Annotated in this window: 14 protein-coding genes; 6 read left to right on the top strand and 8 right to left on the bottom strand. The window is 45.8% G+C overall.

Features of this window, described 5'->3' with window-relative positions; translation table 11 throughout:
- Positions 1–50 precede the first annotated feature (50 nt).
- Positions 51–1,070 (top strand): asparaginase, encoded by a 1,020-nt coding sequence (locus VL525_RS08570; RefSeq protein WP_325385413.1) that lies wholly within the window; start codon positions 51–53, stop codon positions 1,068–1,070.
- On the opposite strand, the gene VL525_RS08575 is transcribed toward VL525_RS08570, so the two are convergent.
- Positions 1,071–2,342: a NosD domain-containing protein gene (locus VL525_RS08575; protein WP_325385416.1), complete on the bottom strand. Its 1,272-nt coding sequence runs from the start codon at positions 2,340–2,342 to the stop codon at positions 1,071–1,073. It abuts the gene before it with no gap.
- A gap of 141 nt (positions 2,343–2,483) precedes the next feature.
- On the opposite strand from VL525_RS08575, the gene VL525_RS08580 reads away from it, so the two are divergent.
- A complete protein-coding gene (locus VL525_RS08580) occupies positions 2,484–4,922 on the top strand; it encodes an ABC transporter permease (protein ID WP_325385418.1) in 2,439 nt (812 codons plus the stop codon).
- Positions 4,923–5,006: 84 nt separating this feature from the next.
- Here the strand turns inward: VL525_RS08580 and VL525_RS08585 are convergent, their stop codons facing one another.
- From VL525_RS08585 to VL525_RS08605, 5 genes are all read right to left on the bottom strand, one after another.
- Positions 5,007–8,138 (bottom strand): CusA/CzcA family heavy metal efflux RND transporter, encoded by a 3,132-nt coding sequence (locus tag VL525_RS08585; RefSeq protein ID WP_325385420.1) that lies wholly within the window; start codon positions 8,136–8,138, stop codon positions 5,007–5,009.
- A 20-nt stretch (positions 8,139–8,158) separates the two neighbouring features.
- Positions 8,159–9,256: an efflux RND transporter periplasmic adaptor subunit gene (locus VL525_RS08590; RefSeq protein WP_325385424.1), complete on the bottom strand. Its 1,098-nt coding sequence runs from the start codon at positions 9,254–9,256 to the stop codon at positions 8,159–8,161.
- 2 nt (positions 9,257–9,258) lie between these two features.
- Positions 9,259–10,533 carry a TolC family protein gene (locus tag VL525_RS08595; protein WP_325385427.1) on the bottom strand — a complete coding sequence of 425 codons (1,275 nt, stop codon included), beginning with the start codon at positions 10,531–10,533 and terminating at the stop codon, positions 9,259–9,261.
- A 76-nt stretch (positions 10,534–10,609) separates the two neighbouring features.
- Positions 10,610–11,968: a HAMP domain-containing sensor histidine kinase gene (locus VL525_RS08600; protein ID WP_325385429.1), complete on the bottom strand. Its 1,359-nt coding sequence runs from the start codon at positions 11,966–11,968 to the stop codon at positions 10,610–10,612.
- A complete protein-coding gene (locus VL525_RS08605) occupies positions 11,968–12,651 on the bottom strand; it encodes a response regulator transcription factor (protein WP_325385432.1) in 684 nt (227 codons plus the stop codon). The genes VL525_RS08600 and VL525_RS08605 overlap by 1 nt, the downstream gene beginning before the upstream one ends.
- 42 nt (positions 12,652–12,693) lie before the next feature.
- Here VL525_RS08605 and VL525_RS08610 point away from each other — a divergent pair, with 42 nt between their 5' ends.
- Positions 12,694–13,122, top strand: a complete 429-nt coding sequence (locus VL525_RS08610; protein ID WP_325385434.1) for a VOC family protein — start codon at positions 12,694–12,696, stop codon at positions 13,120–13,122.
- 28 nt (positions 13,123–13,150) lie between these two features.
- Here the strand turns inward: VL525_RS08610 and VL525_RS08615 are convergent, their stop codons facing one another.
- Both VL525_RS08615 and VL525_RS08620 read right to left on the bottom strand, forming a co-directional pair.
- A complete protein-coding gene (locus VL525_RS08615) occupies positions 13,151–13,864 on the bottom strand; it encodes a LytTR family DNA-binding domain-containing protein (RefSeq protein WP_325385436.1) in 714 nt (237 codons plus the stop codon).
- Complete coding sequence (locus VL525_RS08620; protein WP_325385438.1) at positions 13,861–14,880, bottom strand: sensor histidine kinase; 1,020 nt, start codon at positions 14,878–14,880, stop codon at positions 13,861–13,863. Before VL525_RS08620 ends, VL525_RS08615 begins: the two co-directional genes overlap by 4 nt.
- 332 nt (positions 14,881–15,212) lie before the next feature.
- On the opposite strand from VL525_RS08620, the gene VL525_RS08625 reads away from it, so the two are divergent.
- The 3 genes from VL525_RS08625 to VL525_RS08635 are packed head-to-tail and all read left to right on the top strand — an operon-like array spanning position 15,213 to position 17,914.
- Positions 15,213–16,331, top strand: a complete 1,119-nt coding sequence (locus VL525_RS08625) for a DUF2911 domain-containing protein (protein WP_325385440.1) — start codon at positions 15,213–15,215, stop codon at positions 16,329–16,331.
- A 19-nt stretch (positions 16,332–16,350) separates the two neighbouring features.
- The gene (locus VL525_RS08630) at positions 16,351–17,202 is read left to right on the top strand and encodes a hypothetical protein (protein WP_325385442.1); all 852 of its coding nucleotides are present in this window, start codon (positions 16,351–16,353) and stop codon (positions 17,200–17,202) included.
- A 10-nt stretch (positions 17,203–17,212) separates the two neighbouring features.
- Positions 17,213–17,914 carry a DoxX family protein gene (locus VL525_RS08635; RefSeq protein ID WP_325385444.1) on the top strand — a complete coding sequence of 234 codons (702 nt, stop codon included), beginning with the start codon at positions 17,213–17,215 and terminating at the stop codon, positions 17,912–17,914.
- The last annotated feature ends 1 nt before the right edge of the window (position 17,915 follow it).

Here is a 17,915-nt window from a genome sequence, read left to right on the forward strand (position 1 = left end):
AGAATGACGATAATATTTGTTAAATTTATTTTTCGCATAGACCTTTACGCATGAACCAAATATTGATCATCTATACCGGTGGGACAATCGGTATGATGAGCGACCCTAAGACTAAAGTGCTCAGGCCCATTAATTTTGAGCAGATCATGGAGAATGTTCCTGAACTGGAGCGCCTGAACTGCAAGATCATGGTGCATTCCTTCGAGCATATTATCGATTCATCCAACATGAATCCCGCCATCTGGAGCCAGATTGCCGGGTTGATAAAAGATAATTACGATAAGGTAGACGGCTTTGTGATCCTGCATGGTTCAGATACCATGGCTTTTACTTCGTCGGCGCTTAGTTTTATGCTCGAGAATTTATCCAAGCCGGTCATTTTTACAGGCTCGCAATTGCCTATCAGCGCTATCCGTACCGACGCCAAGGAAAACCTGATGACGGCCATCGAGATAGCCAAAGCCAAAAAGCACGACCGCTCGCGCGTGCCGGAAGTATGCATCTATTTTGATTATAAACTGTTCCGCGGCAACAGGGCGTTTAAATATAATTCATCCAAATTCGAGGCCTTTCGTTCGCCAAATTATCCTATCCTGGCCGAATCGGGTGTGCACTTGAAGTTCAGTATCAACGATATCCGCCAGCCAGTTGAGGGACCGCTTAAGGTACATAAAGAACTGGCAAGCGATGTAGCGGTGCTGAAGCTTTACCCCGGCATCAGCCCCAAAGTAGTTGAGAATATATTGAATGCTGATGTACGCGGCATTGTGATGGAAACGTTTGGCGCAGGTAATACTACCACCGACGCCTGGTTTACCGACCTGCTGAAGGGCGCTATCAGGGATAATAAAGTGATCCTCGACATCTCACAATGTAAAGTAGGTACGGTTGAATTGGGCCGTTACGAAACCAGCAAAGAGCTGAAAGACATGGGCATTGCCAATGGTTATGATATGACCTATGAGGCTGCCATCACCAAAATGATGTTCTTGCTCGGCCAATACGAAGATCCGATGATCATTAAGGAATTACTGGAAACGGATATGCGCGGCGAATTGACGGTATCGTAGCTATTTAACCCGGATATTAGCACCCACGGCCGCTCCGCCTGATATGCTTTTGTCCGATTCCTTTATGTTATTATTTCCTCTTACCCCGTCTATCACCACATCGTCGGTTTTCACCTGTTTGTTTGCATAAATGAAAAGTTTATGCTCAAAGCCGCTCATGCTGCCTCCTTTCACGGTCACTTTACCTTTTGAGTTGTCCAGGAATAATGCAGTACTGCCGTAGCCATTGCCCGTAAAGTTGCAATTCAGTAAAGTTACTCCATGTGCTCGTTGTATGTTAATCGCCTTGGTTTTTGCACTGATGGTGCAATTGCTGATAAAGGTATCATAAGTGTCCTTATATAATTGAATGCCAATACCCCTGCATTTCGAAATAGTGTTATTGTGCAAAGTGTCAAATCTGCAACCCAGCGGCGCAAAGCCGTCCACCATGATACCCAGGTTATCCTGGTCGCTGATCAGATTATCGCGTATCATGCCATTGTTACTATCAGCATATTCAATACCTTCCTCGCGCTGTTTAAAACATTTGTTGGCGTAGGTCTGTACGAAATCATTCTGTACCACTGAAATCCCGATGGTGCCACCGGTGCACGTATTATGGTGAATCACGCTGTAAGGGGCCCCGCGCAGCTCAAAACATTCGGCAGAGAGCTCTTTCGGTGAAAAAGGCATCATGAAAGTATTGTTATAAACTTGCCACCCTGCCGAGGCATTTATTTTGCTGCCCCGGAGGATAAGTGCTGGTTGGGGTATAATGGCCGGGTTCATCATGCTTTGATCGAATGTATTGCCCGAAACTATTCCCCCCTTCACCGGGTGGGTGCTTGTTACCATTAACATACAGCTATAACCGATGTTGGCAAATTTGCAATTCCTGATCACCGAATTATTGCCATTGCCACCAACGATAGCATATGCAGAAAACTTATGAATGTAAACGTTTTCCACAGTGTCGTGGTCGCCATTTAGCTGTACACCCGATGCGCCGGAAGCATTGGAACTATCGTCCATCCCATATATTTCAGCATTTGAAAGTTTAATTCCCCGCTTCTTCATAATGAACCCCTCCCCGTCGGGCAAAATGCAGCGGAATACATTGCCATTGGCATTCAGGCTATGTTTCAGTATCAGCCGCGTAATGGAATAAGGTGCATGATGCGCCGGCAGTTTCACGTTTCCCGCATCTATCATTGCCTGCAGCTGAAGCGTATCATCGGCGTAAACCTTTGCGGCCAGGAATAATATGATCAGGGTCAATAGTTTTTTCATAACAGGGTTTTCAATAGCTTAAACGTATCGAAGTAAATTTAGTTAAAATTTGGAACGGAGTCGCAGGTTAAAAATTGTTAAATAATGCGCTTCTTAATCCCTTTCTAATTTAATCCGCTATTTTTGGGTAAACGGCTTTACATGTTCAAATCGTACTTTAAACTGGCTTTTCGAAATTTATGGAAAAGTAAGATTACCACTGCGATTAATATTGCGGGCCTGGCGGTCGGCCTTACCTGTTGTGCGCTGGTCTTTCTTTTTTTTCAGCATGAACTAAGTTTTGATAAAGGATTTGATAATGGCGAAGACATCTATCGTATCACATCTACCTTTAAAGATGGCAGCAAAGCCCCTACAGTTGGCTTACCCTACGCAAAATATTTAAGCGAGATACCCGAAATTCAGGAGGCAAGCCGCCTCGACCCGACAAATGGCGTAACCATCGTACAGGTGCAGGGTATAAGTAATTCAACACCTTACACCGAAGATTCAGGTTATTGGGTCGATCCGAATTTTTTCGATCTGCTGTCCTTCCACTTTTTCCAGGGCGACCGTAAAACAGCTTTTTCGGCTCCAAACACCATTGTGCTTTCCCAGTCGCTGGCCAAAAAGCTTTTTAAAAATGTTTACCCTATCGGTAAAACAATAAAAGCAGGCAGTACCATCTATACCATTACCGGAGTTTTCAGAGAAGATTTTTTAAACCACATCCAGGCTGATTTTTTTGCGTCGAACAACAGCGATCACATCCGCGAGCAAATGGCCAATAATACCAGTTGGGTGGTGAATGATAATTTTTATACCTATGTAAAACTAAAGCATGGAAGCGATACAAGGAAAGTAATAAGGGAGTTGAACGCCTACCTGCAACGCCATGCGGGGACCGAATTGAAATCGCACAGCGACCACATTACTAATTCGCTGCAGGCGCTTAAGGATATTCATCTCAACTCGTCCGAATACCAGGATTACCTGGCCTATAAACAAGGCAATATTAAATACCTGTACCTTTTATCGTCAATAGCCCTGGTGATATTGCTGCTCGCTTGTATCAATTACATGAACCTGACCACAGCACAGGCCATCAGCCGCGCACGCGAAGTGGGCGTTCGGCGGGTTTTGGGTGCCGGAAAAGCGTCCATACGCTTTCAATTTTTGATAGAGACGGTTATTATCAGCATGGCTGCCCTGGCGCTTTCCGTTGGGCTGGGGTTTTTGTTTCTGCCGGTGTTTAACAATTTCACCGGACAGGCTTTGTCTTTCCTGGCAAAAGAAAACAGCAGCCTGATACTATGGTTGATATTGATTGCCCTGTTTACCGGCCTTGCGGCTGGTTTATACCCGGCCTTTTTCCTTTCGGCTTTCAAGCCGGTAAAAGTATTAAAAGGCAAAGTGGTTGAGGCATCGGGCAGATTCAGCGTTCGGAAGGTATTAATTGTATCGCAGTTCATTATTTCAACCTGCCTCATTTTTGCTACGTTGGTAATATGGAGCCAATTGCATTTTATGCTGAATGCTAAAACAGGCTTCGACGGCGATCAGCAATTGATATTAAACCTGAATGGTGAACAGGCACAACGAAACAGTACGCTGCTGGCAAGCCGGCTGGCGGCAAGTGTTAATTTTAAATCGGTTACCAAAGCAACCGCACCCCTGGTATCGGGCGATATGAATTTGTATTCATCAAACAAAACTATTGCCGACAAACAGATCGTTTTCTTTGACTTTGCTGATGTAAATTATCTAAAAACACTCGGCCTGCAATTGGTGGCCGGGACGAACTTTGCTCCCGAAACGTTTACCAATACCAATATGCAGGAAGATATGGAGCTGCACGACTTTGGCAAGCAGGTGATATTGAACGAGGAAGCTGCAAAGCTGCTTGGCTTCGACCCTTACAAAGCGCCGGGGCAGTACGTATCGCACTTGCATAACGGTATTATTTACCAGTACAAAATAGCTGGCGTTGTAAAAAATTACCACTACTTCTCGTTACATGCCAGTATAGGGCCATGTGCCATAATGGGGATCAACCCGATGAGGTGCACTACCATTATCGCTAAACTAGATGGCAGGCATGCCGCTGCCGCCGTTGCTTACGCCTCAGACCAATGGAAAAAGCTGAATCCGGATACACCTTTCTCTTATGGGTTTTTAGACGCTATATTCCAGGCAGATTACGCGCAGGACCAACGCGAGCAGCAAATGATCAGTATTTTCGCCGGGCTGGCCATCTTTATTTCGTGTCTCGGCCTTTTGGGATTGATAACTTATACTGTCGCACAAAAGACACGCGAGATAGGTATACGCAAAGTGATAGGCGCAGGAGCTGGGAATATCGTATTGCTGTTTTATAAACAATACTTCAGGCTGGTACTTACAGCCAACACCATTGCTCTGCCACTGGCATGGTATTTTATGAATAGGTGGCTGAATGATTTCCCATACCGGGTTGGTATTAGCTGGTGGGTATTTGCGGTATCGTTATCTGCCGGTATCATAATGGCATTTTGTACCATAGCCTTTAAAACGGTTAGGGCGGCAAACGCTAATCCTGTAGATAGTTTGAGGGCGGAGTAAGGCGATCAAAATTGTCTCCGGCGATGCAGCCATAGCCGCACCGCCTTCAACAACACTGATACTTTAGGGGTATTAGTATTTTGATCAGATCCGTCCTATCTCACCACGTTCCACACGCTTGCGGTACGCCCAGTAGAACACGATTGGGAAAACGAAAAGATTAAATATGGTATTGGTGATAAGCCCGCCGATTACCACGATAGCCAGTGGTTTTGATGCTTCAGAGCCTATGCCATGCGACAGAGCCGCCGGCAATAACCCTATAGCTGCCATCATCGCTGTCATAATAACGGGGCGCATACGGTCGGCAACGCCATCTCTCAATGCGTCGGTAAAATGATTCCAGGTGGTATGATGTTTCAGGTCGCGGATATTGGTCTTGAACTTGGTTATCAATATCACGCCATTCTGCACGCAGATGCCGAACAGTGCGATAAACCCTATACCCGCCGAGATATTAAAGTTGACGCCTGTGATCATCAGGGCGATAATACCACCTGCAATGGCGAATGGCACATTATTTAACACCAGCAGCGAATCCCTGAAATTACCGAAGAGGATGAAAAGTATAAAGAAGATGATGAGCAGACTGATGGGCACCACCTGCGCCAGCCTTGCCGAGGCACGTTGCTGGTTCTCAAAATCCCCGGCCCATTGCAGGGAATAGCCCTTAGGCAGTTTTACCTGGTTTTCAACTTTGCTTTGCGCCTCTTTTATGGTACTGCCCATATCGCGCCCGCGGATAGAGAATTTAATGGCTCCGTAACGTTTATGGTCGTCGCGGTAGATCATGCTGATGCCCGTAGTTTTGGTAATACCGGCTATCTCGCGCAGCGGTACCATGTTACCGCTGATAGAGGGTACGCGCAAGTCGCCGATCGATGATATGTTATTCCTGAAATCATCCGGGTAACGGATACGCAAATCAAATTTGCGCTCACCTTCATATATCTGCGTAGCTGCCCTGCCGCCGATGGCCGTTTCTATCACCGCATTAGCATCGGCGGCTTCAACGCCGTATTGCGCCATTTTTGCCTGGTTAAGATTGATCTGCACTTCAGGCTGCCCCATGTTTCGCAGTATACCCAGATCTTCGATGCCCTGCACACCTTTCAATATGTTGTAAATGGTATCTTCTTTCTTTTCGATGAATTTATAATCGTCGCCAAACATTTTGACTACGATAGAACCTTTTACGCCTGATACTGCTTCCTCCACGTTGTCGGAGATCGGTTGCGAAAAATTAAGGTCGATGCCCGGGAAAAACTTGAGCTTGTCCTGCATGCGGCTTATCAGTTCTTCTTTGGTTTCTCCTCTTTTCCACTGGTCCTGCGGGTAAATGTCCACATGAAACTCGATGTTATAAAACCCTGTGGCGTCCGTGCCGTCATTTGGCCTGCCGGTTTGCGACATCACCTGCTTTACTTCGTCGAAGCTTAGGAATATCTTCCGCATTTCGTTCGCCAGCTTTACCGACTGACCTAATGAAGTGCTTAGGGGTCCAGTTGCGCGCACATAAATGGCGCCCTCGTTAAGTTCGGGTAAAAACTCCGTTCCTAACAGCTTAAAGCAAGCCAGGCTGGACACCAGGAAGATGATGGCGATGGGAAAGATAACTTTGCGGGCCTTAAAGCAAAAGTTGTAGAACCGCATAGCACCATTGATGATAAATTCAAGAATAACATTATGTTTTTCCTTTACATTTTTCTTTAGCAGGATACTTGCAAGGGCAGGTACAAAGGTGAACGTAAGCAGCAGGGCGCCCAGCAGTGCGAAACCGAGTGTCCACGCCAGCGGCGAAAACATTTTGCCCTCAACCTTCTGAAAGCTGAATATCGGCAGCAAACCCGTGATGATGATCAATTTAGCAAAGAAAATGCCTTTGCCGTTTACCAGGCAGGATTGTTTGATAAGCCCAAGCTTGCTCAGCTTGTTGAACTTTTCCATGCCCACCTCTTTTGCCTTCATATCCAGCACCACAAATATCCCTTCCACCATCACCACGGCACCATCTATAATAATACCAAAGTCGATAGCCCCCATCGACAGCAGGTTGGCGGACATGCCCCTTAGTTTAAGGCAAATGAAGGCGAAAAGCAGTGCCAGCGGAATAATGAGTGAAACAATAAGGGTAGTGCGCCAGTCGGCCATAAAAAGGAACACGATAATGGTGACGAAGATGATCCCCTCGAACATGTTGTGCAGAACCGTCCCGGTGGCAAAGTTTACCAGGTTCTCACGGTCGTAAAAGGGAACTATCTTTACGTCATCAGGCAGGATATTTGTATTCAGGTCGTGCAGCTTTTCTTTCAGTGCAGCAATAACCTTACTGGGGTTTTCGCCCTTACGCATCACCACAATACCTTCTACCACATCAGGATCGCGGTCGCGGCCAACCTGCCCTAAACGAGGTAAGGCCCCCTCGGTTACTTCGGCAATAGTTTTTACATATATGGGGGTTCCCTTTACGTTGTTGACAACAACATTTTTTATCTCGTCGATATTATTAAGCAAGCCAATGCCCCTTACCACGTACGCCTGACCGCTTTGCTCTATCACATCTCCACCTACGTTTACATTGCTTTTGGATACAGCTTCATAGAGTTCCAATGCAGACACGCCATATTGAAGAGCCTTTTGCGGATCGACAGTGATCTGGTAAGTTTTTACTTCGCCGCCAAAGCTGTTTACATCAGCTATGCCCGGCACGGCTTTGATTTCGCGTTCCACAACCCAGTCTTCAATAGTTTTCAGTTCGCGTACCGATTTGCGGTTGCTCGCCAAAGTAAAACGGTATATTTCACCGGTTGGGCCATAAGGCGGTTCGATAGATGGATTTACGCCATCGGGCAGATTAGCGTCGCCGATATGGTTATTGATCTGCAGCCGTGCGAAAGCGTAATCGACATCATCATCAAAGGTTACCTTCAATACTGAAAGACCGAAGAGTGAGGATGAGCGGATGCTGGTTTTCTTTTCAGCCGGGTTCATTGCGATCTCCAGCGGGCGGGTTACGAATTTCTCGACCTCTTCGGCGCTGCGGCCCGGCCATTGGGTAATGATGGTAACCGAAGTATTGGTGACATCCGGAAATGCATCAATACTGATATTTTTGAAGCTGATATAGCCGCCGACAGCCATTAACGCCGTTACAAAGAATATGAAGAATTTATTCTTTAACGAGAATGCCAGTATGCTTTTGATGAATTTGTTCATGTTTCTTGTTCCGAATGCACTTAATCCTTTAACGACTCAAAAAGGTAAAGCTGGCGGGAAGCTACAATACGGTCGCCTGCCTTAAGACCCGAACGTATATAGGCCCTATTCTCTACCCGTTTTGCAATTTGCACTTGCTGGACATGCACCTTGGCGTTGCCATCCACTACGATCACGTAATCCTTATCATTGTCGAATATTAATGCGCGGGTATCGATAACGGGAAGGTTCTCGCCTGATTTTGCCTTGATGGTGACGTTGGCAAACATCTCGGGTTTAAGCTTATTGCCGGGGTTTTCTATTTTCACGCGTGCCTTAACTACTTTGCTGTCAGGGTCGAGCATATCGTATATCTTATCTATTTTCCCGCTGAATACTTTATCGGGATAGGACAGTGTGGTGATCTTAACCGGGTCGCCGGTTTGCACGTTGGATATGTCCGACTCATAAATATTGATCAGCACATAAACATCCGACAGGTCGGCTATGGTAAAAAGGTTCGAACTGTTGTCGGCTCTTACCTGTGTGTTATCGGTAAGATTCTTTTCGATAACAAAACCGGAAATGGGCGACTTTACCAGGTATCCCTGGCCGTTGCTTTTATTGATATTCACCACGGCCCCTGCGCGTTTGTTTTCAGCTTCGGCCTTTTGATAATCCGATTGCGCCTGTTCAAAATCCTTTTGCGATGCCAGGCCGCTTTTATACAGGTCCTGGGTCGATTCGTAGGCACGCTTAGCGCTCCGCAAGTCGGCTTCGGCCGAAATGTAGTCTTTGGTAAAGCCGGCCATCTCGGCGCTTTTCATCACTGCAAGCGTTTGCCCCTGGCTCACCACATCACCTAATTGCACATTAACATCGTGCGCTATGCCACTTACCATCGGGTATATTTTCACCATTTTGCTTTCGTCGGCAGCTATGCTTCCGGTCAGGTTGATCTCGGATAAGGCGCTCGCTTCTTTTACCGTGTCTATCAGCAGGCTATTAAGCAGACTGTCGGTCACCTCAAACTTTTCGTCCTTTTGGGGTGCTTCAGCATGATGGCAGCTTTGCAGCCCCATAGCCGATAAGGCTATGGCGACCGCGTATAGGGGCATTACATATCGTTTGGAATACATGTTCATTGTTGGTTAAAAAAGGGTGTCCCGGTGGCGTAGTTCAGTTGTTCAAGTGCAAGTACTTTGCTCAATTGCAGGTTGTTCAGCTGGATGGTGTTGGTTTTATAGGAATCATAGAAATCGAGGAATTCGAGCATACTCAGGTTTCTTTTTTCGTAATTGATATTCACTTCTTTGATCAGGTTAGTGAAGTCTGTCTTGAACTTTGGGTCGAAACTGTTATATAGTTTTTCGAGCCTAAGCGCACTTTTGTAACTGGTGGCTACATCGCTTTGCACCTGGTCCTGCTGGCTTTGGAACTGCACCTTACTTTGGTCAATGGCTATACGTGCCTGCTGTATATTTCCCTGGTTACGGTTAAAAAAGGGCAGACTGAAAGCAATTCCCGCACTCATGAAATTATTACCGTACGATCCCAGTTTATCATAATTGAAAGACAGCGAAACATCGGGCATGGCAGTGGCCTTCTGAAGCTTTAAATTGAGCGTATTATAATCTACCACCGCTTTGGTGTACTTTAAGTCGTAGCGGTTGGTGTAGGCCGAATCAAGCAGTTGCTGGTAGGGAACCGCGGAAGCGACATCCTTATTGTTATCGAAACTTACCTGCGGATCTATATAAGATACCGGCGATGCCTTGATGAGCAGTTTCAATTCGCTTTGTGTCGTATCGATGCTGGTCAATAAATTATTATATTCCGTTTGCAGGGAATACAGCTGTGATTGAATACGCAGCACCTCCTTTTCGGCAATGTTGCCTTTTTGATACTGTTGTTTAAACACATTGAGTGTTTTTCCCAGCGAACTGATCTCCTCATCATAAACTTTAGCAGATTGCTCCTGGAAATAAATGTTGTAAAAATCGCTGTGGAGTGTAAATTTCAGCGTGCGTAACAGGTCGAAGAACTGGTATTTGGCCTGTTCGACGCCGATTTTAGCCAATTGAATATTTTTATTCCTTTTGCCCGCTGTAAAGAAAAGTTGCGAAACGCTGACCGCCTGCTCACTAAAGGCATTTGGCACCCCGGTGGCATGGATGCCGTTGGCAAAACTAAAATCAGGGTTTTGGAACAAGCGCGCCGTGATGACATTAGCACTGGCGTTATCAATATTATAACGCTGGATAATAAGTTCGAGATTATTTTTTAGGAACTGGTCTTCGGCTTGCTTAAGGGTCAGTTTTAAAGTATCGGTTGTAGTTTGTGCATATAACCGCATACCCAAAGCCGAAACCAAAAACTGGATGAATAAGAAGGCACGAGAAAACTTTAAACGCATATTTTGTTGTTTGCGCAAAAGTAGACCGGAGGTATTAGAGCCGAATTAAAGCAAGATTAAAAAGGGATTAGAATTACTAAAGAGTGAAATTTATAATGAAAGAGGTGCCCTTTCCGTTATTGGAACGCGCCTTAATAGTGCCGTTAAACAGGTTGATGATCTTGGCGGTAATGTAAAGCCCTATACCATTGCCATGATAATCCTTCGTATTGTTGGCACGGTAAAATGACTGGAACACTTTTTCAATTTCGCCCGCCGGGATACCAATACCCGAATCGGTAATGTTAATGCTGATATGGCCGTTGCCGGCATCCAGGTCGCATTGCACCGGCCGGTTATCTGAAAATTTATAGCCGTTACCTATTATGTTGTTCAATGCAATACTGAGCAGTGCCTTATTAGCTGGTATAAGCAGTTTTTCGTGGTCGTCGGGCAGGTTAATGATATTGACAACAAATAGGCCCCTGCCGGCTTTGTTGTTCCAGTAATCGGCAAGTTCCCAAATCAACTCGTCAATGGCCACCGGGCTAAGGATAGCTTGTGTATAATTCATATCCACCTGCGCCAGTTCCAGCAGTCCGGTTATGGTCTCATTCAGCCTTTCCGCATCCGATAGTACCGAGCGCAGCACCTGCTCATATTCCTGCTGGGTGCGTTGCTTATTCAGCGTAACTTCCAATTCGCCCATGATGCTGGTAACCGGTGTCCGAAGCTCGTGCGAGGCATTGATGACGAAAGTTTGCTGTAGTTCGAAGGCATTTTCGAGATGCTTCAACAATTTATTGAAATTTTTTGCCAGTGCGCTTATCTCATCCTTACCATTACCTTCGTTTATGCGCAGGCTAAGGTTGCTTGCCCGCACCTGCTGCACCTGCGCTACAATATCATCTATCGGTTCAAGTGATTTTTGGGCAAACCACCTGCCAACAAAAAACAAACCTGCCGAAAGACAGACGATCATCACCAGCATGATCTCGATGAGGTCCTCTATCCGGTGATGCCCGTGTATATCCTCGGCCGACACCAATATCACGAAGTTTCCCTGGTTGTCATTGTAATAGATCCCGACGGTTTGCCGGTCGCCTTCGGTAAATTCCATTTCCTTGCGCCTGCGCACCAGGTCTATCACATTATCGCTCCAATACTGTTGCCTGTCTTTGATAAAATAGGGCGCGTTACGGTCGTTATAAATACGCACTACTTCGCCAGGTATCTGCTTCAGGTAACGCTCGCGCACCCGGTTAAGCGAGTCGACCGGTATCTCATCCGCTTCCAAATATAACTGAGCGGCAACTTTGGCGCGATCGGACAGGCGGTTATAAAAATCGGATTTAACAAACGAGCTAAAAGTCAAAAATATCGCAGCAAGCGCTATCAGCAATATGACCGCACTGATAATGGTAAAGTAAAGCGCAAGCCGGTTCTTTATTTTCATTACTTATTTGCCTGCTTTAATATGTACCCCATACCGATGACCGTATGGATGAGTTTCCCTTTAAAATCCTTCTCGATTTTTTTACGCAGATAATTCACATACACATCAATGAAATTAGTGCCTGTATCAAACCCGATACCCCAAACCTCTTCTGCTATGTACTCCCGTGAAAGTATTTTGTTTGGGTTGCGCATGAACAGTTCCAGCAATGTATATTCTTTTGCAGTCAGTGTTATTTGTTTGCCGTCCCGCTCGGCAGTTTTGGTCCAGCTATCCAGCTTCAGGTCATCGAATGATATCTGATGGTCCGCTTCCCGGTTTTTATTGCGACGCATCAGGGCCTCGATACGGGCCAGTAATTCGCTAAAATGGAACGGTTTTACCAGGTAATCATCCGCACCCGCTTTCAGGCCGGACACCTTGTCATGCACCTGGTTCAGGGCGGTAAGCATCAGGATAGGGGTATCAATATCATCTTCCCGTATCTGGCGGCAAAGATCTACACCATTAGTGTCGGGCAGCATCACATCCAAAATCAGCAGATCGAATTTATCTTTTCCTATAAGTTTTTGACCTTCTGCCCCGTTTGCCGCGGCCTTAACCGTATAGCCATGCTCTTCCAGCCCCCTGACAATAAAGGCAGATACTTTTTGTTCGTCTTCGATCAAACAGATGTTATTCATGTTAAGCAAATATGATAATATTAAAATAATTATAATTGCATCATGAGCAAACTCACCCCGTTCCATGTTGCCGTACCGGTATATGACCTTGAAGCAGCACGTAAATTTTACCGCGAAGTATTAGGTTGTGCTGAAGGCCGTACCGACGAGCTCTGGACCGACTTCGACCTATATGGCCATCAGTTTGTTATCCACTATAAACCAAAACCCGAAGGCGATTCAAAACATCACACCAACCCGGTCGACGGCCATGATGTGCCTGTGCCGCATTTCGGAGTAGTGCTGGAATGGGATGAATGGGAAAAACTGGCGGAACGGCTGAAAACCTTCGGCGTTAAATTTATTATTGAACCCTATATCCGTTTTAAAGGCCTCCCCGGCGAACAGGCAACCATGTTTTTTACCGATCCTTGCGGGAATGCCCTGGAATTTAAGGCTTTTAAAGACATGGGACAATTGTTTGCGAAGTAGAGTCAAGGCAAATCCTGGTTCTTGGCTCTCAAAATATCCGTTGCTGTATCACCGCCATTAGTTCAGACTTGAATTTTTCGCTGATGGGTATCTGCTTGCCGGCAATATAGATATGGTTATCCTGTATCTTCTCCAGTTGTTTTGTATTAACGATGTACGAATTATGTACCCGAACAAAGGGGGGTGGCAATTGCGCTTCGATATCTTTTAGGCGCCGGTAAATAAGCAACTGACCCGTTGTTGACACCAGGCGGGCGTACTCCTTCTCGCCTTCAAAATACAATATATCCTCCAGTCGGATTTTACTAAGCGTTTTCCCTGATTTGATGAAGAAGTACTCCTTCTCATGCTGTTGTGGCGTTGTTGTCTCTACCGTTTGCTGTTTGCCAAAATAAGATTCGATCTTTTGGGTGGACGTGAGGAACCTTTTCAGCGTGATGGGCTTCATCAGGTAGTCGATGGTTTGAAAAGTGTAGCTCTCGGCTGCATATTCCGAATAGGCGGTTGTAAAAACGATCTTGGTTTCGGTAGGCAGCAGTCCTGCGAGTTCCATGCCCGTCAGTTGCGGCATATTAATGTCCAGAAAAAGAAAATCGACCTTATTCTTTTTAAGGAATGCCATCGCCTCAAGCGCATCGTAACATTTGGCCAAAAGCTCCCAGTCGGTTGTTTGATGGATAAGTATCTCCAGTAAATTTACGGCATTGGGCTCGTCGTCGATAATGATGCAGCTTAAGCTCATGATATGGGGACCTTTAAAAACGCAACAAATTTTTGACCATTATTTTCAATATTCAGTTCGAACTTTGTCCCGTACAACATGCTTAATCTTTTCCGTAAATTCTGGATGCCGAACCCATGTGCTACTTCTTTTGACGCTTTTGGATGTATCCGGTTACAGCTTTGAAAAAGTAAGTAGCCGTCCTGCTGTATCAGGGAGATATCTATCTTGTTCTCGGCACTCGATTTATCTATCCCATGTTTAAAAATATTTTCAACAAAGGTCATCAGCAACATGGGCGGTATGCGCGAGTCGGCATTATATTCCTTTACAAAGTTAATCTCCGTTTTATGGCGGATGCGTATTTTCTCCAGGGCGATGTAATTTTCAATAAACTGTATCTCGGTTTGCAGTGAAACCTCGTCCTTCGGGCTTTCGTCCACAAAGTAGCGCATAATGTCGGAAAGCCTTTCGATCAGCCCTGCGGTTCGCGGCGCCTCGCGGTAAGCTTCGTAATAAATATTATTAAGCGTATTGAACAGGAAATGCGGCTGTACCTGCGATTTTAAAAGATTCAGTTCGGCCTGGCTTTTTTGCAGTAGTATCTCTTCTGCCTGCTGTTTCAGGCTAAAATAGGCAAGCGCGATCCGGAAAACAAAGCTGAGCATGTAATTCAGGAACCCTGCAATGATAAAATTCAGCGCCATACCCAGGGTCATTACTTCGGGCTTGGGAGCCATGAATTTGTTGTAGATAAACATAATGAGATATCCCCTCGTCAGTCCTCCACCAACCAGCATCGCAATAACGCAAAGAACATAAGTCACTTTATAACCTCTTTCCCAAAGCTTTGGAAACAGGAACTTGATATTTCCGTAAATGATCAAAATATAGAAAGCAACGCTGATCGTACTGAAACTGGCAGCCTGCGGAAAGCCGTCTTCGGGCAGCACCGAAAAGAAAATGATAAGGTAAACCGCTATCCATATCAGCACCTGCAACTGGGTGATCGTCGCCTTCCCTTTCAAAAAATTCATTTTTAAAAATACGAAGCTTTTTGATTTCAACCTGTCATTTTCAACGGATGGTGATATTTATTCAATAATAACCGAAAAAATGCTACGCGCCGTTGATGATGCCAATCGGTTAAAAATACAGCATTGCGGATTGAAATGATTTGCTGTAAACGGCAATAAAGGCAAATTTTAACCGACAATCACAACGCCAACCTATATGAAACTACACGATTTAGCTCAAAAACTTGCCCCGTTAACTGCTGTTGCGTGGCTGCTGCTGTCGCACGGTTTAAAGGATATTGTCTCGTTGCTGAAGTAAAAAAATGAAGAACATTAATTTTCAAACCATTCACATGAAAAAGTTAATCACAGCCGGTTTATTGCTGGCAACTATGCAGATCGTTTTTACCAGCCCCGTGCAGGCGCAGCTAACATCGCTGCCGAGCGGAGGCAATAAACGCGCCTCGGTAAGCGAGGGCATTGGCATCACCAATGTAGCCATTACCTATAGCCGTCCAGCGGTTAAAAAAAGAGACGGCCATATCTGGGGCGAATTAGTCCCCCCGGGCTATGTCGATCAGGGCTTTGGCCCGTCAAAACATGCGCCATGGCGGGCAGGCGCCAATGAAAGTACTTTCATCGAGTTTTCCACCGATGTAAAGATAGAAGGGCAGCCACTGGCAGCAGGCAGGTACGGCTTTTTTGTTGCCTACGACCCTAACGAATGCACGCTTATTTTTTCCAAAAATTCAACTGCATGGGGTGCTTTCTTTTACAAGCCCGAAGAGGATGTATTGCGCGTTAAAGTAAAGCCGGTGCCTGCCGACAAAAGCGTGGAATGGCTCAAGTATGAGTTTACTGACCAAACCCCATCGAGTGCAGTTGTTGCCCTGCAATGGGAAAAACTGGTTATACCTTTCAAAATTGATGTCGACGTGGTAGGTACACAATTAGCCTCTTTCAGAAGAGAATTACAGGGCGAAAAAGGCTTTACCTGGGAGGGCTGGGACCAGGCAGCACAGTACTGTGTTCAGAATAAAACCAACCTTGACGAAGCTTTATTATGGACCGACACTGCAACCAGCATAAATTTTGGCGGTGATAAAAGCTTTACCGCCTGGAGCACCAAAGCCTCGGTTTTGGACGGACTGGGCAAAACCCAGGAAGCGGCCGATGTAATGAAAAAAGCATACCCCTACGGAAATATGAACGAGCTGTACTTTTATGCAAGGGGCCTTACCCGTCAGAAAAAGGGCCAGCAGGCATTGGATGTATTCAAGATCAATTATGACAAGCACCCGAACGAATTCCTGACCAATGCGGGCATGGCAAGGGGTTATTCGGCCGTAGGCGATTATAAAAAGGCACTCACCTACGCTCAGAAAGCCCTGTCCCAGGCGCCCGACCCGGCAAATAAAAATATCGTGACCACTATGGTGCAAAAGCTCCAGGACAGTAAGGATATCAACTAAATCTCAATAGATCTATCGTATGAAATGCATCATTAAGTGGGTTGTACCGGGTATCGTGGTACTCTGTACAACCCTTTCCGCATTCAGCCAGGATATAGTCGATCCGGCTGCGCAGCCAAAAGTATTTTCGCAGGACGGTAAAACCGACTTCAGTAATGAATCGGTAGCCGCCTTTATGCCCGACCAAAAAACTGTATTTATTGCCGATGGCCAAACCATTGTTGTATCTAAAATGACTAAGGGTAAATGGAGCACCCCGGTAACAGCTCAGTTCTCGGGGCAATGGAAAGACTGGGACCCAACCATGAGCCCGGATGGTAAACGGTTGATCTTTGTATCCACCCGCCCGCTGGAAGGCACACCGCAGGACAAAGCGCAGAAAAATGCGCATCTCTGGTATGTAGATAAGCTTTCGGGTGACGGCTGGTCGGCGCCGAAGCGTTTCGGGGCACCTGTTAACGCTGAAGGCTGCAATGATTTTGGGCCGTCTGTCAGTGGTTCGGGGACAATATGTTTCTGTTCGCGCAACCGCGACGGTAATGCCGGTATGCGTGGATATTACGTGAAATGGCTCGGCGATCATTATGATAAGCCCAAAATGCTGGCTTTGAACGGCGATAAAGAGATATATGATCCTTTTATCGCACCAGACGAGCATTATATCATCTTTGTAAGCGATAATGAACTATACATCAGCTACCGTAAAGGCGATGATTGGACGCAGGGGAAAAAACTAAGCGCTAACGTTAACAACGGCAAAGGCAATTTCGATCCAATTGTCTCGCCCGATGGTAAAACACTCTACTATGCCCAGGATAAGGCGCCTGGTATTTTAATGGTGCCGGTAAAAATTCCCGCGGCTTCAAAATAAACTTAATGAAATGGACATCATGATCTTAGCCGGTCTGCTGTTACTCGGAGGTTTGATAAACTTTATATGGGAGCCCGATGCCAAACCAGTTCATAGTTTGGCTAAGGCTTACCTTATGATTGCCATTTACCTGGCACTGGCGGTTTGGATACTTTTCTTTGCGGGTATCAAAAATGCTTTCCTGTTGAAGGCGCTCAACATCCTCATTCATTACGGGGCATACGCCACTCACCTGGTATTGGGCTATATGGCGACCAATATTTTTATCAGGCTGCATGCTAAATACGGGGCATCGAACGATACCCTGCTTCCCTCTACCGTCAATATCACGTTATGGGCAATATCGGTATCCATTGGCAATTCGTTCCTGGTAGCGACGGTCGGTAAATCAACAAATATGAGTATCATGATCGATTTTTTTAAGCAATCAGGTTATGCAATATGGTTCCTGTATTTTATTATGGCCATGGAAACTGTCGGCGCGCTGGGCATCCTGCTGCATTTCAAATTCAAGGCAGGCAAATTTGCATCGGCTGGGTTGGTATTGATCATGCTGGGGGCGATTTATACGCATTGGCACAATCACGACCCGTTTTCCGATTCATACGCTGCTTTGACACAGCTTCTCAATTTGTCCCTTCTTTTATTCATTTATTATCTCGAAAAGCAGGTGGCCCGGAAGCTTTCCGATACGCAGATATATATTATTTAAA

The organism is Mucilaginibacter sp. (genome assembly GCF_035492695.1).
GTDB lineage: Bacteria > Bacteroidota > Bacteroidia > Sphingobacteriales > Sphingobacteriaceae > Mucilaginibacter.

What these genes read in the sequence shown, in the direction of transcription:
- VL525_RS08570 (WP_325385413.1), top strand. Translation starts at nt 51, where the DNA reads ATGAACCAAATATTGATCATCTATACCGGTGGGACAATCGGTATGATG.
- VL525_RS08575 (WP_325385416.1), bottom strand. Translation starts at nt 2,342, where the DNA reads ATGAAAAAACTATTGACCCTGATCATATTATTCCTGGCCGCAAAGGTT.
- VL525_RS08580 (WP_325385418.1), top strand. Translation starts at nt 2,484, where the DNA reads ATGTTCAAATCGTACTTTAAACTGGCTTTTCGAAATTTATGGAAAAGT.
- VL525_RS08585 (WP_325385420.1), bottom strand. Translation starts at nt 8,138, where the DNA reads ATGAACAAATTCATCAAAAGCATACTGGCATTCTCGTTAAAGAATAAA.
- VL525_RS08590 (WP_325385424.1), bottom strand. Translation starts at nt 9,256, where the DNA reads ATGTATTCCAAACGATATGTAATGCCCCTATACGCGGTCGCCATAGCC.
- VL525_RS08595 (WP_325385427.1), bottom strand. Translation starts at nt 10,533, where the DNA reads ATGCGTTTAAAGTTTTCTCGTGCCTTCTTATTCATCCAGTTTTTGGTT.
- VL525_RS08600 (WP_325385429.1), bottom strand. Translation starts at nt 11,968, where the DNA reads ATGAAAATAAAGAACCGGCTTGCGCTTTACTTTACCATTATCAGTGCG.
- VL525_RS08605 (WP_325385432.1), bottom strand. Translation starts at nt 12,651, where the DNA reads ATGAATAACATCTGTTTGATCGAAGACGAACAAAAAGTATCTGCCTTT.
- VL525_RS08610 (WP_325385434.1), top strand. Translation starts at nt 12,694, where the DNA reads ATGAGCAAACTCACCCCGTTCCATGTTGCCGTACCGGTATATGACCTT.
- VL525_RS08615 (WP_325385436.1), bottom strand. Translation starts at nt 13,864, where the DNA reads ATGAGCTTAAGCTGCATCATTATCGACGACGAGCCCAATGCCGTAAAT.
- VL525_RS08620 (WP_325385438.1), bottom strand. Translation starts at nt 14,880, where the DNA reads ATGAATTTTTTGAAAGGGAAGGCGACGATCACCCAGTTGCAGGTGCTG.
- VL525_RS08625 (WP_325385440.1), top strand. Translation starts at nt 15,213, where the DNA reads ATGAAAAAGTTAATCACAGCCGGTTTATTGCTGGCAACTATGCAGATC.
- VL525_RS08630 (WP_325385442.1), top strand. Translation starts at nt 16,351, where the DNA reads ATGAAATGCATCATTAAGTGGGTTGTACCGGGTATCGTGGTACTCTGT.
- VL525_RS08635 (WP_325385444.1), top strand. Translation starts at nt 17,213, where the DNA reads ATGGACATCATGATCTTAGCCGGTCTGCTGTTACTCGGAGGTTTGATA.